The 13148-nt window shown below is 70.1% G+C and carries 13 protein-coding genes; 1 reads left to right on the forward strand and 12 read right to left on the reverse strand.

Annotated features, from left to right (window positions below; translation table 11 throughout):
• Positions 1–16: 16 nt before the first annotated feature.
• The 9 genes from H587_RS0110325 to H587_RS0110365 all read right to left on the reverse strand — a co-directional run bounded on the left by H587_RS0110325 (position 17) and on the right by H587_RS0110365 (position 6244).
• Complete coding sequence (locus tag H587_RS0110325) at positions 17–1633, reverse strand: polysaccharide biosynthesis/export family protein (RefSeq protein ID WP_027176204.1); 1617 nt, start codon at positions 1631–1633, stop codon at positions 17–19.
• Positions 1634–1676: 43 nt separating this feature from the next.
• Entirely contained in the window at positions 1677–2042 is a 366-nt protein-coding gene (locus H587_RS0110330) for a DVU3141 family protein (protein WP_034609213.1), read from the reverse strand.
• A 109-nt stretch (positions 2043–2151) separates the two neighbouring features.
• Entirely contained in the window at positions 2152–2511 is a 360-nt protein-coding gene (locus tag H587_RS18180; protein WP_084630599.1) for an Hpt domain-containing protein, read from the reverse strand.
• A 92-nt stretch (positions 2512–2603) separates the two neighbouring features.
• Entirely contained in the window at positions 2604–3740 is a 1137-nt protein-coding gene (locus H587_RS0110340; RefSeq protein WP_051202652.1) for a glycosyltransferase, read from the reverse strand.
• The gene (locus H587_RS0110345; RefSeq protein WP_027176207.1) at positions 3737–4201 is read right to left on the reverse strand and encodes a tetratricopeptide repeat protein; all 465 of its coding nucleotides are present in this window, start codon (positions 4199–4201) and stop codon (positions 3737–3739) included. Before H587_RS0110345 ends, H587_RS0110340 begins: the two co-directional genes overlap by 4 nt.
• A complete protein-coding gene (locus H587_RS0110350) occupies positions 4198–4767 on the reverse strand; it encodes a C39 family peptidase (RefSeq protein ID WP_084630605.1) in 570 nt (189 codons plus the stop codon). The genes H587_RS0110345 and H587_RS0110350 overlap by 4 nt, the downstream gene beginning before the upstream one ends.
• Positions 4768–4775: 8 nt before the next feature.
• Positions 4776–5174, reverse strand: a complete 399-nt coding sequence (locus tag H587_RS0110355; protein ID WP_027176209.1) for a PA2779 family protein — start codon at positions 5172–5174, stop codon at positions 4776–4778.
• Positions 5175–5185: 11 nt separating this feature from the next.
• Positions 5186–5755 (reverse strand): hypothetical protein, encoded by a 570-nt coding sequence (locus H587_RS0110360; RefSeq protein ID WP_027176210.1) that lies wholly within the window; start codon positions 5753–5755, stop codon positions 5186–5188.
• Positions 5756–5842: 87 nt separating this feature from the next.
• Positions 5843–6244, reverse strand: a complete 402-nt coding sequence (locus H587_RS0110365; RefSeq protein WP_169432771.1) for a thermonuclease family protein — start codon at positions 6242–6244, stop codon at positions 5843–5845.
• A 272-nt stretch (positions 6245–6516) separates the two neighbouring features.
• On the opposite strand from H587_RS0110365, the gene H587_RS0110370 reads away from it, so the two are divergent.
• Positions 6517–8844 (forward strand): cache domain-containing protein, encoded by a 2328-nt coding sequence (locus H587_RS0110370; protein ID WP_027176212.1) that lies wholly within the window; start codon positions 6517–6519, stop codon positions 8842–8844.
• A 50-nt stretch (positions 8845–8894) separates the two neighbouring features.
• Here the strand turns inward: H587_RS0110370 and H587_RS0110375 are convergent, their stop codons facing one another.
• From H587_RS0110375 to H587_RS0110385, 3 genes are all read right to left on the reverse strand, one after another.
• Entirely contained in the window at positions 8895–9080 is a 186-nt protein-coding gene (locus tag H587_RS0110375; protein ID WP_027176213.1) for a flagellar biosynthesis anti-sigma factor FlgM, read from the reverse strand.
• Positions 9081–9287: 207 nt separating this feature from the next.
• Complete coding sequence (locus H587_RS0110380; protein ID WP_027176214.1) at positions 9288–11174, reverse strand: SurA N-terminal domain-containing protein; 1887 nt, start codon at positions 11172–11174, stop codon at positions 9288–9290.
• Between the two features lie 35 nt (positions 11175–11209).
• Positions 11210–13129, reverse strand: a complete 1920-nt coding sequence (locus H587_RS0110385) for an aconitate hydratase (RefSeq protein WP_027176215.1) — start codon at positions 13127–13129, stop codon at positions 11210–11212.
• Positions 13130–13148: the final 19 nt, after the last annotated feature.

Here is a 13148-nt window from a genome sequence, read left to right on the forward strand (position 1 = left end):
GTCCCTCCCGGAACCGCTAGTAGATGCCGATGGCCACCTTGGCGGCCACGGCGATCTGGTAGAGGATCTGGGACATGTCCTTGACCACCTGCATGTTCTTGGAGTCCACGCCGGGCAGGACCAGGATCTGGTCCCCGGGCTCCACGTCCGCGTCCGAGGCCCGGAAGATTTCGCCGCCGGGGCGCACCAGGAGCACGTTGCCGGGGTCCGCGCGGTTGGTGTAGCCGCCCGCGCCGCGCACGTACTCCTTGAGGACGCGGTCCTTGCTCCAGACGATGGCCTGGGGCATCATGACCTCGCCGCTCACGAGCACCACGTCGCTCTTTTCCGGGATGACGATGACGTCCCCGTCCTCCAGGGCGATGTCGGCCAGCTTGCCCCCCGAACCCACCACCACGATGCCCTCGGGCTGCACGTCGCGGGCCTTCTCCGCGAACTTGGAGATCATTTCGGCCTCGTGGCTGCGGATCTGCGCGCCCTCGGCCGTCACCGAGGTGGCCGTGGCCGCGCTGGCCTCCAGGCGGCGCAGGGCGTCGTCGATGGCCTGCTTCTGGCGCGCGGCCACGCTGCGGCGCTTGATGTACAGGCCCTGGAGATTGGCCCGTTCGGGGTCCACGGCGATGTAGTTGCGCACCTCGGCAAGCCGGGCGTTGCGCTTGAGCGGGAAGCGCGAGGCCCCCCGGATGGCGCCCTCGGCTTCGACCATGATCGTGTCGCCCGGGGTGTCGGCCAGGAACTGCGCGCGGTCGCCGTCGGCCAACCGCAGGGTGCGGAATTCGCGCATCTGGAGATAGAGGTTGTAGGGAGCGCCGTTGCGCGTGCCCACGAGGCTCACGTGCGAGGCCCGGGCCTGGGGATCGGCCAGGGCGATGAGCCCCGCGCCGACGGCCTCGCCGGGCCGGAACTCGAAGCGGGCGATGTTGCGCGCCTCTCCGGCGGCCGTGACCATGACCCCGCGTTCGCCCACCACCAGGGTGTCGCCGTCCTGCAGGCGCACCTGGGGCAGTTCGCCGCGCAGGAGGAAGGGGTAGAGGTCGAAGCGGGCCGTCTCCTTGCCGCCGCGCAGCAGGCGGATGTTGCGGAAGCTGCCCCGGCGGGAGTCGATGCCACCGGCGCGGTCCAGGTAGGCCAGCACCGTGTCCGTGGGCGCGCCGGAATAGCGTCCGGGCCGGGGCACGAAGCCGGTGACGAAGAGCGACACCGGGCGGCCGTCCAGGAGCGCGACGTAGATCTGCGTCTCGGCGTCGCCAGCGGCGTTCAGCTTGCTGCGCACGGAATCCAGCAGTTGGGCCTGGGACATCCCGGCCACCGGGAAGGCTCCCAGCTCGGGCAGCTCGATCTGGCCCGCGTCGTCCACGGTGAGCACGCCGTCGAAGGCGCGTCCGCCCCAGAGCCGCAGCACGAGCCGGTCGCCCGCGCCGATCTCGCGGGAGTCGCCCGCGCGGGCCTGGGAGAAGTTGCCCTGGAAGAGGTTGGAGCCGAAGGGCGCGGGCTCCGAAGCGGCGGAGGGCGTGGAGGCCACCGTGGCGGTGGCCGTGGCCGTGGCGCTGGCCGTGGCGCTCTCGGCGGCCTGGGCCGCGCGCGCGGGAAGCAGGCCGCTCAGCAGAAGCAGGATGCACAGGAAGTGACGCATGGCGATGGTCCTCGGAAGATGCGGAAGGGAAGCGGGCCGGGCGTCAGCGGGGCAGGCCCTGGCCCCAGATGCGCGGGGCCAGCCGCCAGGCGCCGTCCGGGCGGCGGCAGGCCACGACCACCTCGGCCTCGTGCTCGGCGGTGGTCAGCATGGCGCGCTTGCACTCCTCGCCGGTGGCCGAGAAGAAGCGGGCGTCCAGGACCACATGCACGCCCTGGCCGAAGGCCGGGTCGTCCAGGGTGGCCGAGGCGCCTTGCTCGTTGGCGGCCAGGAAGTCCAGCACCGGGGTTTCGGCCTTGGGCTGGGGTGCGATGTTCTGGCTCGGCGCGGGACTGGGCGAACCGCCGCAGCCCGCCGGAAGCAGGGCCAGGAGGAGCAGGAGAACGAGAGACGGGTACCGGGATTTCATCTTCACCTCGCGGCGCGGCCGAAAGTGTTCCGGCATGGGCGCGCGGGGCTTCTATACCTCTCCTCGGCCCCGGCTGTCCACCGGGTCGGAAGGGGCGGCCGGGGCGGGCTCAGGCGGCCCGGGGGCCGGAGGCGAGGAAGGCCGCGGCGCGGTCCAGAACCTCGCGCAGGCCGTGGGTCAGCTTGGGCAACGCCGCGTGCAGGGCGGCCTCGTCTCGGGTTCGCGCCGCCGTCTCCATCTCCAGGGCCAGGGCGGCCACCTCCCGGTCGCGGAGCACGCCGCACATGCCTTTGAGGGAGTGGGCCGAGCGGGTGGCGGATTCGAAGTCGAGGGCCTCCACGGCCGAGGTCAGGTCGGTCAGGCGCACCGGGGCGTCCTCGGTGAAGGCCGTGAGCAGCTCCACGGCCAGCTCACGGTCGTCGCCAAGGTACTCCAGAAACAGGTCGGGATCGAAACCGGGGGTGCTCATGGGGGCCTCGCCACGCGGCTTGGTTCAGAAAAACGTTCAGGAACCTATACCCCGCCACGGGAAAAAGGCAACGTCCGACCGGGGGCGGCGGATCAACGCCTTCCGGTCAGCTCTTCGTAGAAGGAGGCGTAGGCCCGGGCCGCCGCGTCCAGGGAAAACTCCGTCGCGATGCGTTCGCGGCAGCGCCCGGCCAGAGCCGTCCGCTGGTCGGGCGGCAGGGTCAGCAGCTCCACCAGGGCGCGGGACAGGGCCGGCTCGTCGTTCGGCGGGACCACCCGGCCCGTGTCGCCGACCACGCGCGCGGCGTCGCCGGTGTCCGTCGCCGCGCAGGGCACGCCGCAGCTCATGGCCTCGGCCGCCGCGTTGGGAAAGCCTTCGCCGTAGGCCGAGGGCACGCAGAGCGCGTCCAGGGCGTTCAGCACGCGCGGGGCGTCCTGGCGGTATCCGGCCAGGATGACCCGGCCCCGGAGTCCGGCCTGGTTCACCTGGGCCATGAGTTCGCGGTTCACCTGGGTGACGCCCGTGCCGCAGAGCAGGAAGCGGGCCTCGGGCAGCTCCTTGAGGACCAGGGCCGCGGCCCGCAGGAATCCCGCGTGGTTCTTCATCGGCGCGTGGCGGGCCAACATGCCGGCCAGGGGCGTTTCCGGGGAGATCCCGAACTCCTTGCGCAGGGCCTCCCGGGCGGCCGGGTCCGGCCGGAACTCGCCGCAGTCGATGCCGTTGGGCAGAACCTCGAAGCGGCGCGGCCGGAAACCCAGGGCCCGGTGCTGGTCCCGGGCGGTTTCGGAGTTGGTCAGCACGGCCTCGGGCAGGCGCGAGAGCCGGGCGCAGAGCCAGACCACGGCCCGCGTGGTCCAGGGCGCGGCGTCCAGGCGGGAGTTGCGCAGGTTCCAGACCAGGTTCGACTCCACGGCCAGGCGGGCGGCCACGAGGCCCAGGAGGTCGGCGTGGTGCAGCCAGGTCTGGACCACGTCCGGCTGGAAGTCCTGGAGCATCTCCATGAGCTTGCGCACCGCGCCCACCGAGGGCAGGCCCCGGCGCATGCCCAGGGTGGCCAGGGGAATGCCCAGGGCCCGGATGCGGCCGCCGACGTGCCCGGGGCGGACCATGCAGACCACCCGGGACTTGAAGCATTCGCGGGGCAGGCGCGAGAGCAGTCGACAGAGGAAGGTCTCGGCCCCGCCGGTCTCCGCGGCGGTGATCAGGTGCAGGACGCGCAGCTGGCTCACCGTCCGGCTCCGGGCAGGGCGCGCGCGGCCCGCAGGGTGCGGATGCGGTTCAGGGTGTCGGCGTAGTCCGAGGCCCGCTCCTTGGGAGCCAGGGACACGGCCCGGACGGCCAGCTTCTCGGCCTCGTCCAGGTTCCGGTCCGCCTCGAAGAGCAGCCAGGCCAGGTTGTTCAGGGCCGTGGCGTCGTCCGGATTCCGTTTCAGGGCCTTGCGGTAGAATGCTTCGGCCCGGGCCTTGTCGCCCTGGAGATAGAGGGCGTCGGCCCGGCAGGTCAGGGCTCCGGGCTCGTCGCCCGCGTCCTCGCATTCGTCGGCGGCGCGGGCCGGGTCGCCGCGCTCGAGGGCGGCCAGTCCCAGGGTCAGGTGCTCGGCGGGCGAGAGCGGGTCTTCGTGGATGGTCACCCGCGGCAGGGAGCAGCCCGCGAGAACGAGAAGCAGGAAAAGGGGCGTGAGCGTTTTCAAGGCGCGATCCACAGGGTCCACCGTCCGGTCTTGTTCCACTGGTTCAGAAAGGAGTCCCAGGGCGTCACGAGGCCCCGGTCCTGGTCCGAGTTGAGCCGGACGCCCTCGGGGCCGTAGCCCGTGGCCACGGCGAAGTGCAGGTGCCGCACCGGTCCGAGGCCGTTGTCCAGGAGCACGATGAGCGGGGCGCCCCGGCGCAGGGAGTCGGCCAGATCCTGGGCCGAGCCCTCGTAGAAGCGGGCCTTCAGTCCGCGCCTGCGCGCGGCCAGGGCCATGTCCAGGCCCAGACTGCCCCGGATGTCGGGCCGGAAGACCTCCGCCGCCAGCTCGGCGGGGCTGGCGGGCTTGCCCAGGAAGCCCAGAACCCCGGCCAGGGAGGCCGGGCCGCACTGGTGATCCTCCTGGGCGAAGAAGGGCACCCCGGACACCTCGGCCCGGCCCGGCGGGAGCGCATCCGGTTCGACCCGGGGAGCGCAGCCCAGGAGCAGGAAAAGAACGGCCGCCGCGAACAACGCCGGGGCCCGGCGCGTCGCGCGGCGGCCGATGCCGTCGATGGATCGGAACAAGGCCGGCCCTAGTGGATGGATACCCGCTTGTCCGCGAGGATGAGCAGGATGACCACCAGGATGGCCACCACGAGCAGGCCGATGACGAAGCCGAAGCCGTCGCCCGCCGGGGCCACGGTGTCGATGCGCCCGGCCAGCTGGTTCAACTCCTGGTCCGAGAGACCGGCCAGACGGTCGCGCACTTCCTGGTCGGAGTAGCCGAGTTCCTGCAGGCGCTGCTTGACCACCTTGTTCTGGAGCACGCGCTCCACGGTGGCCGTGTCCCGGCTCCGGGTCTCGGAGGCGGTCAGGGCCTGGGAGGCCACGAAACCGGCCTCGGCGCGGGGCACGAAGCTGAGGGTCCACATGAACAGGGCCATGAACAGGGCCAGAAGCCGGAACGAACGGGCGTCGATGAACCGGGTCATGTCGTCTCACCTCACATGGTCTTGAGCTTGGGCAGCATGTTCTCCATGACCTCGGTCAGGAGCACCTGGAGGCACTCCCGCAGAGCCTTGCGGGGGTTGTCCGAGGAGGGCAGGTAGACCTTGTCGATCTGGCTGCCGAACTGCTCCACCGAGATTTCCTTGCCGTTCTTGATGAAGCGCATCCGGACCTTGAGCGCGCAGGAATAGCCCGTGGTGTCCTTCTGCTTCAGGTTGACCTCCAGAACCTCGCCCCGGACGATGAGGTTGGGCGAACCCTGGTCCACGGTCTGGTACAGGGCCTGGCAGCCGTTGGCCTTCAGTTCCTGGTACAGGGCGTAGCTCACCCAGTCGGCCACGGGCTGGCCCGGATCGGCCAGGAAGGTCTGGCCGTCCTTGTTCGTGCCCAGGGAGTCCGTGCCGCGGGCGTCGGTGAACTTCTGGACCACCACGGGCGTGGAGCAGCGCGGGGGGGTGACCTGGGCGGCGTAATAGTCCAGGGGCACCACGCGGCCCGCGCCGCAGGCGGTCAGGGAGAGCAGTGCGGCCAGGACGAGGGCCCCGGCCAGAAATGTGCGGATCATACCTTTCCTCCGTATGCGGGTTGCGCGAAACTGCCCCGTGACTACCGCATTCGCGGGCGATTGTCACGCCTCGCGGGGCGTCGGCGGTCATCGGCGGGGATGCCGGCGGCGGAATGCGGAGGGGGACGTCTCAAGTCCGCCCCGGGCCCAGAATCCCCGTTTTTCGGCCTTGGCCTCCTTTTCGGCCTTCTTGAAACGGCGCGCCAGGGAGACGTTGGGCTTCACCGGCAGGGTGACGGCCAGCCCGGCCTTGAGCAGGGCCTCGTTGAGCAGGCGGCCGTCGCAGCGCGCGTAGGCCAGGAGCCTGCCGTAGCGGTCGCGCAGCTCGCGGTCGAAGGACAGGGTCAGGGCCGCGCCGGAGCAGAACGACTCGCTGAAGGCCTTGGCCTCCTCGCCCCATTCTTGCGCCAGTTCCGGAGCGTCCAGGCCGATGAGCCGGACCTCCTCGGTCCCGCCGGGCAGCCGGACGGTCAGGGAGTCGCCGTCCACGACGCGTTCCAGGCGGGCCTCGAAGGCCGAGGCCGGGCCGTTGAAAATGAGGCAAAGAATAACGCCGGAGGCGAGACAATTGCCGAGCAGGGATGATATAGAGTGGACGATAGATCGTGCCGACGCGGAGCCCCCGGCCTCCGGGGAAAAAACCCTGGAAGCGCGGTGGGTAAAGGTTGACAACGTAAAAAGTGAGCACATGCTTCTAGCGTGAGGGCCCAATGGCTCGCCAGGGGGGCGGGCCGTTGAGCCGGAATCCTGAGGGGGGTATTATGACCTTTCGCGCGCTCATGCAATCCACCGCCTTCAAGGTCGCCCTGGTGGTCGTCCTGGCCCTCGCCTTCCAAGGCTCGGCCATCCTGGGATTCTTTTCCTGGTCCGTGTTCCGCTTCGCGGACGAGCGGGGAGAACGCTTCCGTGCGGACACCCTGGCCTCGGAGCAGGACCGGCTGCGTGATCTGACCGAAATGGCCGTTGCGGTCGTCGATTCCTATTACCGTCGTTCTCAGGACGTGGAAGGCCTCAAGCGCGAGAAGCAGCGCGAACTGAAGAAGGTCGTGGACGCGGCGGCGAGCCAGGCCCTGGCCGCGCTCAAGACCTTCGGCCGGGCCGAGGCCGAGGACGTCATCCGGCGGCAGACCGCCGGGATACGCTTCGACGGCGACAACTACGTCTGGATCAACGACCTCCGCCCGGCGATGGTCATGCACCCGGCGCGGCCCGAGCTGAACGGCGCGGATCTTTCGGACAACACGGATCCCAAGGGTAAGCGCCTGTTCGTCGAGATGGTCGAGGCCGTGCGGAAGGGCGGCGGCGAGGGCCTGGTGGACTACTACTGGGCCAAGCCCGGGGAGAAGGAGCCCAAGCTGAAGATCTCCTATGTCCGGCTCGTGCCGGAGTTGGGCTGGATTTTCGGCACCGGGGCCTGGCTGGAGGACATCGGCGCCGACATGCGGCGCCAGGCCCTGGTCCAAGTGGCGCGCATGCGCCTGCCCGACGGAAATTATTTCTGGATCAACGACACGACCCTGCCCGTGCCGAACATGATCATGCACCCCGTGTCTCCGGCCCTGGACGGCAAGCCCTTGAACGATCCCAAGTATGACTGCGCCACCACGGCCCAGGCCGGGACCGGCGGCAGGCCCAAGGATCTCGGCGGGAGGAAGAATCTCTTCGCGGCCGCCGCCGAGGTGGCCCGCGAGGCCGGCGAGGGCTACGTGACCTACCTCTGGCCCAAGCCCAGGCCCGGCGGCGGGGTCACCGACGAACGCTTCCCCAAGCTCTCCTTCGTCAAGCTTTTCGAACCCTGGGGCTGGGTCATCGGCATGGGCGTCTACGTGGACAACATCGACGCCGCCGCCGGGGCCCAGACCTCGGAGATGCGCGCCACGGTGTCCGGCATGGTCGTCAAGGCCGTGGCCGCCGGGCTGGTCTTCGTGGTGCTTTTCGGCATCCTGAGCGCCCTGGTCATCCGCAAGAGCATCGGCCGTCCCCTCGGCCTGCTCGTGAGCTACTTCAACGATGTGGCCCGGGGCGACCTGGACCGCACCCTGGAGCAGCGCTTCAGGGGTGAGATGGGCGTGCTCCAGCACCACATGGGCGGGATGGTCGCCAGCCTGCGCGACAAGGTGCGCGAGTCCGCCGAACTGGCCGAGCAGGCCCGCGCCGAAACCGAGCGCGCCCGCCTGGCCACCGAGGAGGCCGAACAGGCCCGGTCCCAGGCCGAGCAGGCCCGCCGTCAGGGCATGTTGGAGGCCGCCGCCAGCATCGAGGAGGCCGTCAACGGCCTGTCCTCGGCTTCGGAACAGCTCAACGCCCAGATCCGCGAGACCGCCGGGTCCGCCGCGGCCCAGCTCCGCCGCACCGAGGAGACCGCCACGGCCATGGAACAGATGAACTCCACGGTCATGGAGGTGGCCCGCAACGCCGAACTGGCCGCGGCCGCGGCCGAGGAGACCCGCAAGACCGCCGCCGAGGGCGAGGGAATCGTGCGCGAGTCCGTGGCGGCCATGAACCGCGTCCACGACCTGGCCGCCGGACTCAAGGCCGACATGGGCAATCTCGCGGGCCAGGCCGAGTCCATCGGCCGCATCGTGAGCGTGATCACCGACATCGCGGACCAGACCAACCTGCTGGCGCTCAACGCGGCCATCGAGGCCGCCCGCGCGGGCGACGCCGGACGCGGCTTCGCCGTGGTGGCCGACGAGGTGCGCAAGCTGGCCGAGAAGACCATGACCGCCACCAAGGAGGTCGGCGAGGCCGTGCGGGCCATCCAGAGCGGCGCGGAGAACAACCGTCAGGGCGTGGATCAGGCCGTGGAGGCCGTGGGCCAGGCCACCGGGATGGTCAACCGCTCCGGCGGCTCCCTGGCGAACATCGTGGTCCGCGTCCAGGAGGCCGCCGACCAGGTGCGCTCCATCGCCACCGCCAGCGAGGAGCAGTCCGCCGCCAGCGAGGAGATCACGCGCTCCGTGGAGGACGTGAGCCGGATCAGCGGCGAGACGTCCCACGGCATGGCCGAGGCCGCCCGGGCCGTCGAGGATCTGGCCCGGCTGGCCGCGGAGCTGAAGGCCCTGGTGGACCGTCTGCGCGCGGGGTAGAATGAATATGTTTCCGGCGGCCGGGGAGCCGGCCGCCGGATTCGACGCGTCTAGCGCGGGTTCATCATGGCGGCCAGGAGATAGGCCACGTCCTTGATGTCCGGCGTATAGTCCCCGGCCCGGATGCGGGCCTTGATGTCGCGCAGTCTCGCGGCGCGGGCTTCGCGGTCGGGCATGGCGGCGTCCCTTTCGGACGCGTCCGGGTGTTCCCGGCCGGGTTCGGGCGTGTTCAGCATGGTTTCCCCCTCGTGATTCGGCGTCGCGACGGCGGGGCCGTCCCCCTCTCCCGGGGTTCCCCGTCCGGCGGCGGGCGTGGCCGCGTGCCGTGGCAGTCTTATCGGAAGATCGGTCGGGAGGATTAGGGTCCGCGCGCGGCGCGCGGCGGATGAAAAAAAGGCGGGGCCGTCCGAAGACGGCCCCGCCCGTTGCGTCGGGGGGAGAGGCTAGTTGAGCAGGTCGGCGCGGATGATCTGGACCTTGGCCTTGGAGCGCAGCTCGGTCAGGAAGGCCTGGAACAGCTCTTCGCCGTAGCGCTGGCTCATGGTCGAGACCCAGAAGCCCTTTTCCTTGTCCCATGCGGCTTCGGACGGGGCGATGCGTTCCTTGAGACGGATCGCGGCCACGCCCTGCGCCAGGGGGAAGGTCTGGGGCAGCCAGGCGTTGTCCGGGGCCGCGAACACGGCCTGGGCCAGGGCCGGACCGCCGCCCAGGCCGGGAATGAAGCCGGAGCGGTTGAAGGGCTCGCTCACGCGGACGGACTTGAGGGCCTCCTCGGCCTTGCCCGCACGCAGGGCGTCCAGGGTCTGCCGGGCCTTTTCCCCGGCCAGCCGCGACGCCTCGCGCTCCTTGAGGGCCCGCAGCACCTGATCCTTGACGTCGGCCAGGGGCAGGGTGGCCTCGGGCAGATCCTGGATCTTCTCGGCCAGCAGGTAGCCGTCCTCGATGGCCAGGGGCGTCTTGGTGCTCATGCTCGTGCCCAGGTCCATGAGGGTGCGCGCGGCTTCGGGGGTCATGCCGAAGAATTGCACCAGGGTGTCCTGGGTGGTCAGGTCGGTCTGGGACACGGGCAGGCCGGCCTGCTCCGCGATCTTCTCGATCTTGATGCCCGCGGCCAGCTGGTCCAGGGCCGCGTCCAGCAGGTCGGAGATCTTCTCCGAGGCGCGGTCCTCTGCGATCTGGCGCTTGATCTGGTCCTTGACCTCGTCGAAGGCCATGGGCCCGGCCTCGCGGTGGTCCTCCATCTGGATGAGGTGCCAGCCGAACTCCGAGCGCACGGGCTCGGAGACCTCGCCCTTCTTCAGGGCGAAGGCCGCGTCCTCGAAGGGTTTGACCATGGCGCCGCGTCCGAACCAGCCCAGGTCGCCGCCGTTGGCGGCGCTGGTGTCCTGGGAGTTGCGGCGGGCCAGCTCGGCGAAGTCGGCGCCGGACTTGGCCTTGGCGGCCAGGGCGCGGATGCTGGCCTCGGCCTTCTGGGCCTCGGCCGGACCGGCGGCGGGGTCCACGGTCAGGAGGATGTGCCGCACGCGCACTTCCTCGGGGCGGACGAAGGAGGACTGGTGCGAGTCGAAGTAGGCGCGCACCTCGTCATCCTTGACCTCCTGATACGGAGCCAGGGTCTTGGGCGTGAAGGCCAGGTAGCGGAAGGCGGCCTGGGCCGGGCGCAGGAACTTGTCCTTGTTCTGCTCGTAGAACTCCTCGACCTGCTTGTCCGTCACCTGGGCCTTGGCCAGGAAGTCGGCCTGGGGGAAGAGGACGTACTCCACGCGGGCCTGTTCGCGGGCCCAGGTGAAGAGTTCCCTGGCCTGGGCCTCGTCGGCCCGGGCGGGCAGGGAGACGTAGACCCGGACCTTCTCCAGGAGCAGGTTCTCGCGCAGGCTCTGCTCGAAGACCGCCGGGGTCATCTGGTTGGCCGCCAGAACCTGCTTGTAGATCTCGGGATCGAAGACCCCGTCCTTGTTCTGGAAGGCCTCCAGGCGCGAGATGGCCGCGCGCAGCTCGGCGGCGCTGGCCGAGAGGTCCATGTCCCGGGCGGCTTCGCGCAGGAGCATGGAGTTGATCATCTGGGTCAGGAGCTGCTGCTTGGCCTGGGGGTCCTGCAGGGCTTCGGGACCGGCGTCGGGATTCTCGCGGCGCGCCCGCTCGGTGCTTTCCTGGTAGGCGCGCAGGAAGTCGCGGGCCAGGATGGGCTCGTCGTTGACGTAGGCGATCACCGGATCGCCCTTCTCGTGCATGGTGCCCGAGCCGAAGAAGAAGATGAAGACGATGATGATGATGCCGAAGAGGATCTTGATGATCCATCCCGAGGCATGTTGACGCATGATATCGAGCATGTCGACTCCAGGGTCCGAAGGCGTTGCGGGTCCGGTCAGGACCGGGCGCGGGCCGCGTTGAGCAGTCCGCCAGCCTGGATAATATTCAGTTCCTTGGCCGTCAAATCATTTGTCACCGTGATCCGGCGTCCCGAGTCGGCGATGATCTCCAGTTCGCCGCCGGGAGTCAGGTCCGCCGCGCGGATGGTCAGGGTCGCGCCCTGTTCCAGGGCGTCGTAGTCCGCCTTGTTCGTGAGCAGCAGGGGCAGGATGCCGAAGTTCACCAGGTTGGCCCGGTGGATGCGCGCCAGGGACTTGACGATCACGGCCTTGACCCCCAGGTGGCGGGGGCCCAGGGCCGCGTGCTCGCGGCTGGAGCCCTGGCCGTAGTTTTCGCCGCCCAGGATGAAGCCGCCGCCGAGCCCCTTGATCCGGCCCACGAAGTCCTTGTCCACCCGGCTGAAGATGTACTCGCTGATGGCCGGGATGTTCGAGCGCAGGGCCGTGATCTGGGCCCCGGCGGGCAGGATGTGGTCCGTGGTGATGTCGTCGCCCACCTTGAGCGCCACCTGTCCGGTGATGGTCGCGGGCAGGGCGTCGAACTTGGTCAGGGGCGCGATGTTCGGCCCGCGCAGGATCTCCACGCCGGAGCCGTCCTTGGGCGGAAAGACGAAGAGCTTTTTGATGCTCGGAATCTTTTTGGGCAGCGCGGGCTTGCGCGGGGCCTTGCCCCAGCCGGCCGGGTCCGTGAACCTGCCGCGCAGGGCCACGTTGGCCGCCGTCTGCGGGCTCACGAGGTAGACCTTGGCGTCCTGGGTGCCGCTGCGGCCCTCGAAGTTGCGGTTGAAGGTGCGCGCGCTGACTCCGGCGGACACGGGCGAGCCGCCCATGCCGATGCACGGCCCGCAGGTGCACTCCAGGAGCCGGGCCCCGGCGTCCAGGATGGGTTCGAGGAGCTTCTCGGCGGCCAGCATCTTGACCACCTGCTTGGAGCCCGGGGAGACCATCAGGTCCGTGGCGGGCGGCACGCGCTTGCCCTTGAGGGTCAGGGCCACGGTCTTCAGGTCGGCGTATGAGGAGTTCGTGCAGGAGCCCACGGCCACCTGATCCACGGTCAGGCCGTCCAGGGAGGCCACCGTGACCACCCGGTCGGGCATGTGCGGGCAGGCCGCCAGGGGCTCGAGTTTGGACAGGTCGATGACGATCTCGTCGTCGAAGGCGGCGTCCGTGTCGGCGGCCAGGGGCTTGAAGTGGGAGGCCCGGCCCATGCGGGTCAGGAAGTCGCGGGTGCGGGCGTCGCTCTCGAAGATCGAGGTGGTCGCGCCCAGCTCCGCGCCCATGTTCGTGATCGTGGCGCGCTCGGGCACGGTCAGGGAGGCCGCGCCGGGACCGGAGAACTCGAAGACCTTGCCGACCCCGCCCTTGACCGTGAGCAGGCCGAGCAGGTGCAGGATCACGTCCTTGGCCGCGGCCCAGCCCGTGAGCTTGCCCTCCAGGCGCACGCGCACGACCTTGGGCATGGCGATGACGTAGGGCGCTCCGGCCATGGCCAGGGCCACGGACAGGCCGCCCGCGCCGAAGGCCAGCATGGCCAGTCCGCCCGCCGTGGGGGTGTGGGAGTCCGAGCCCACCAGGGTCTTGCCCGGCCGGGCGAAGTTCTCCAGGTGAAGCTGGTGGCAGATGCCCGTGCCCGGAGGCGAGAAGACCGCGCCGAAGCGGGCCGCCGCGCTGCGCAGGTAGCGGTGGTCGTCGGGGTTGCGGAAGCCCATTTGGAGCGTGTTGTGGTCCACGTAGGACACGGACAGCTCGGTCTTCACGCGTTCGATGCCGATGGCCTCGAACTGGAGCCAGGCCATGGTGCCGGTGGCGTCCTGGGTCAGGGTCTGGTCGATCCGCAGGGCGACTTCGGAGCCGGGGCTCATGGTCCCGTCCATGAGGTGCGCGGCGATGATCTTCTGGGTCAGGTTGCGGGCCACGTGCATCCTCCAGTGGGTG

Origin of the sequence: Desulfovibrio aminophilus DSM 12254 (assembly GCF_000422565.1) — a bacterium.
In the GTDB taxonomy this organism is placed as follows: Bacteria; Desulfobacterota; Desulfovibrionia; order Desulfovibrionales; family Desulfovibrionaceae; genus Aminidesulfovibrio; species Aminidesulfovibrio aminophilus.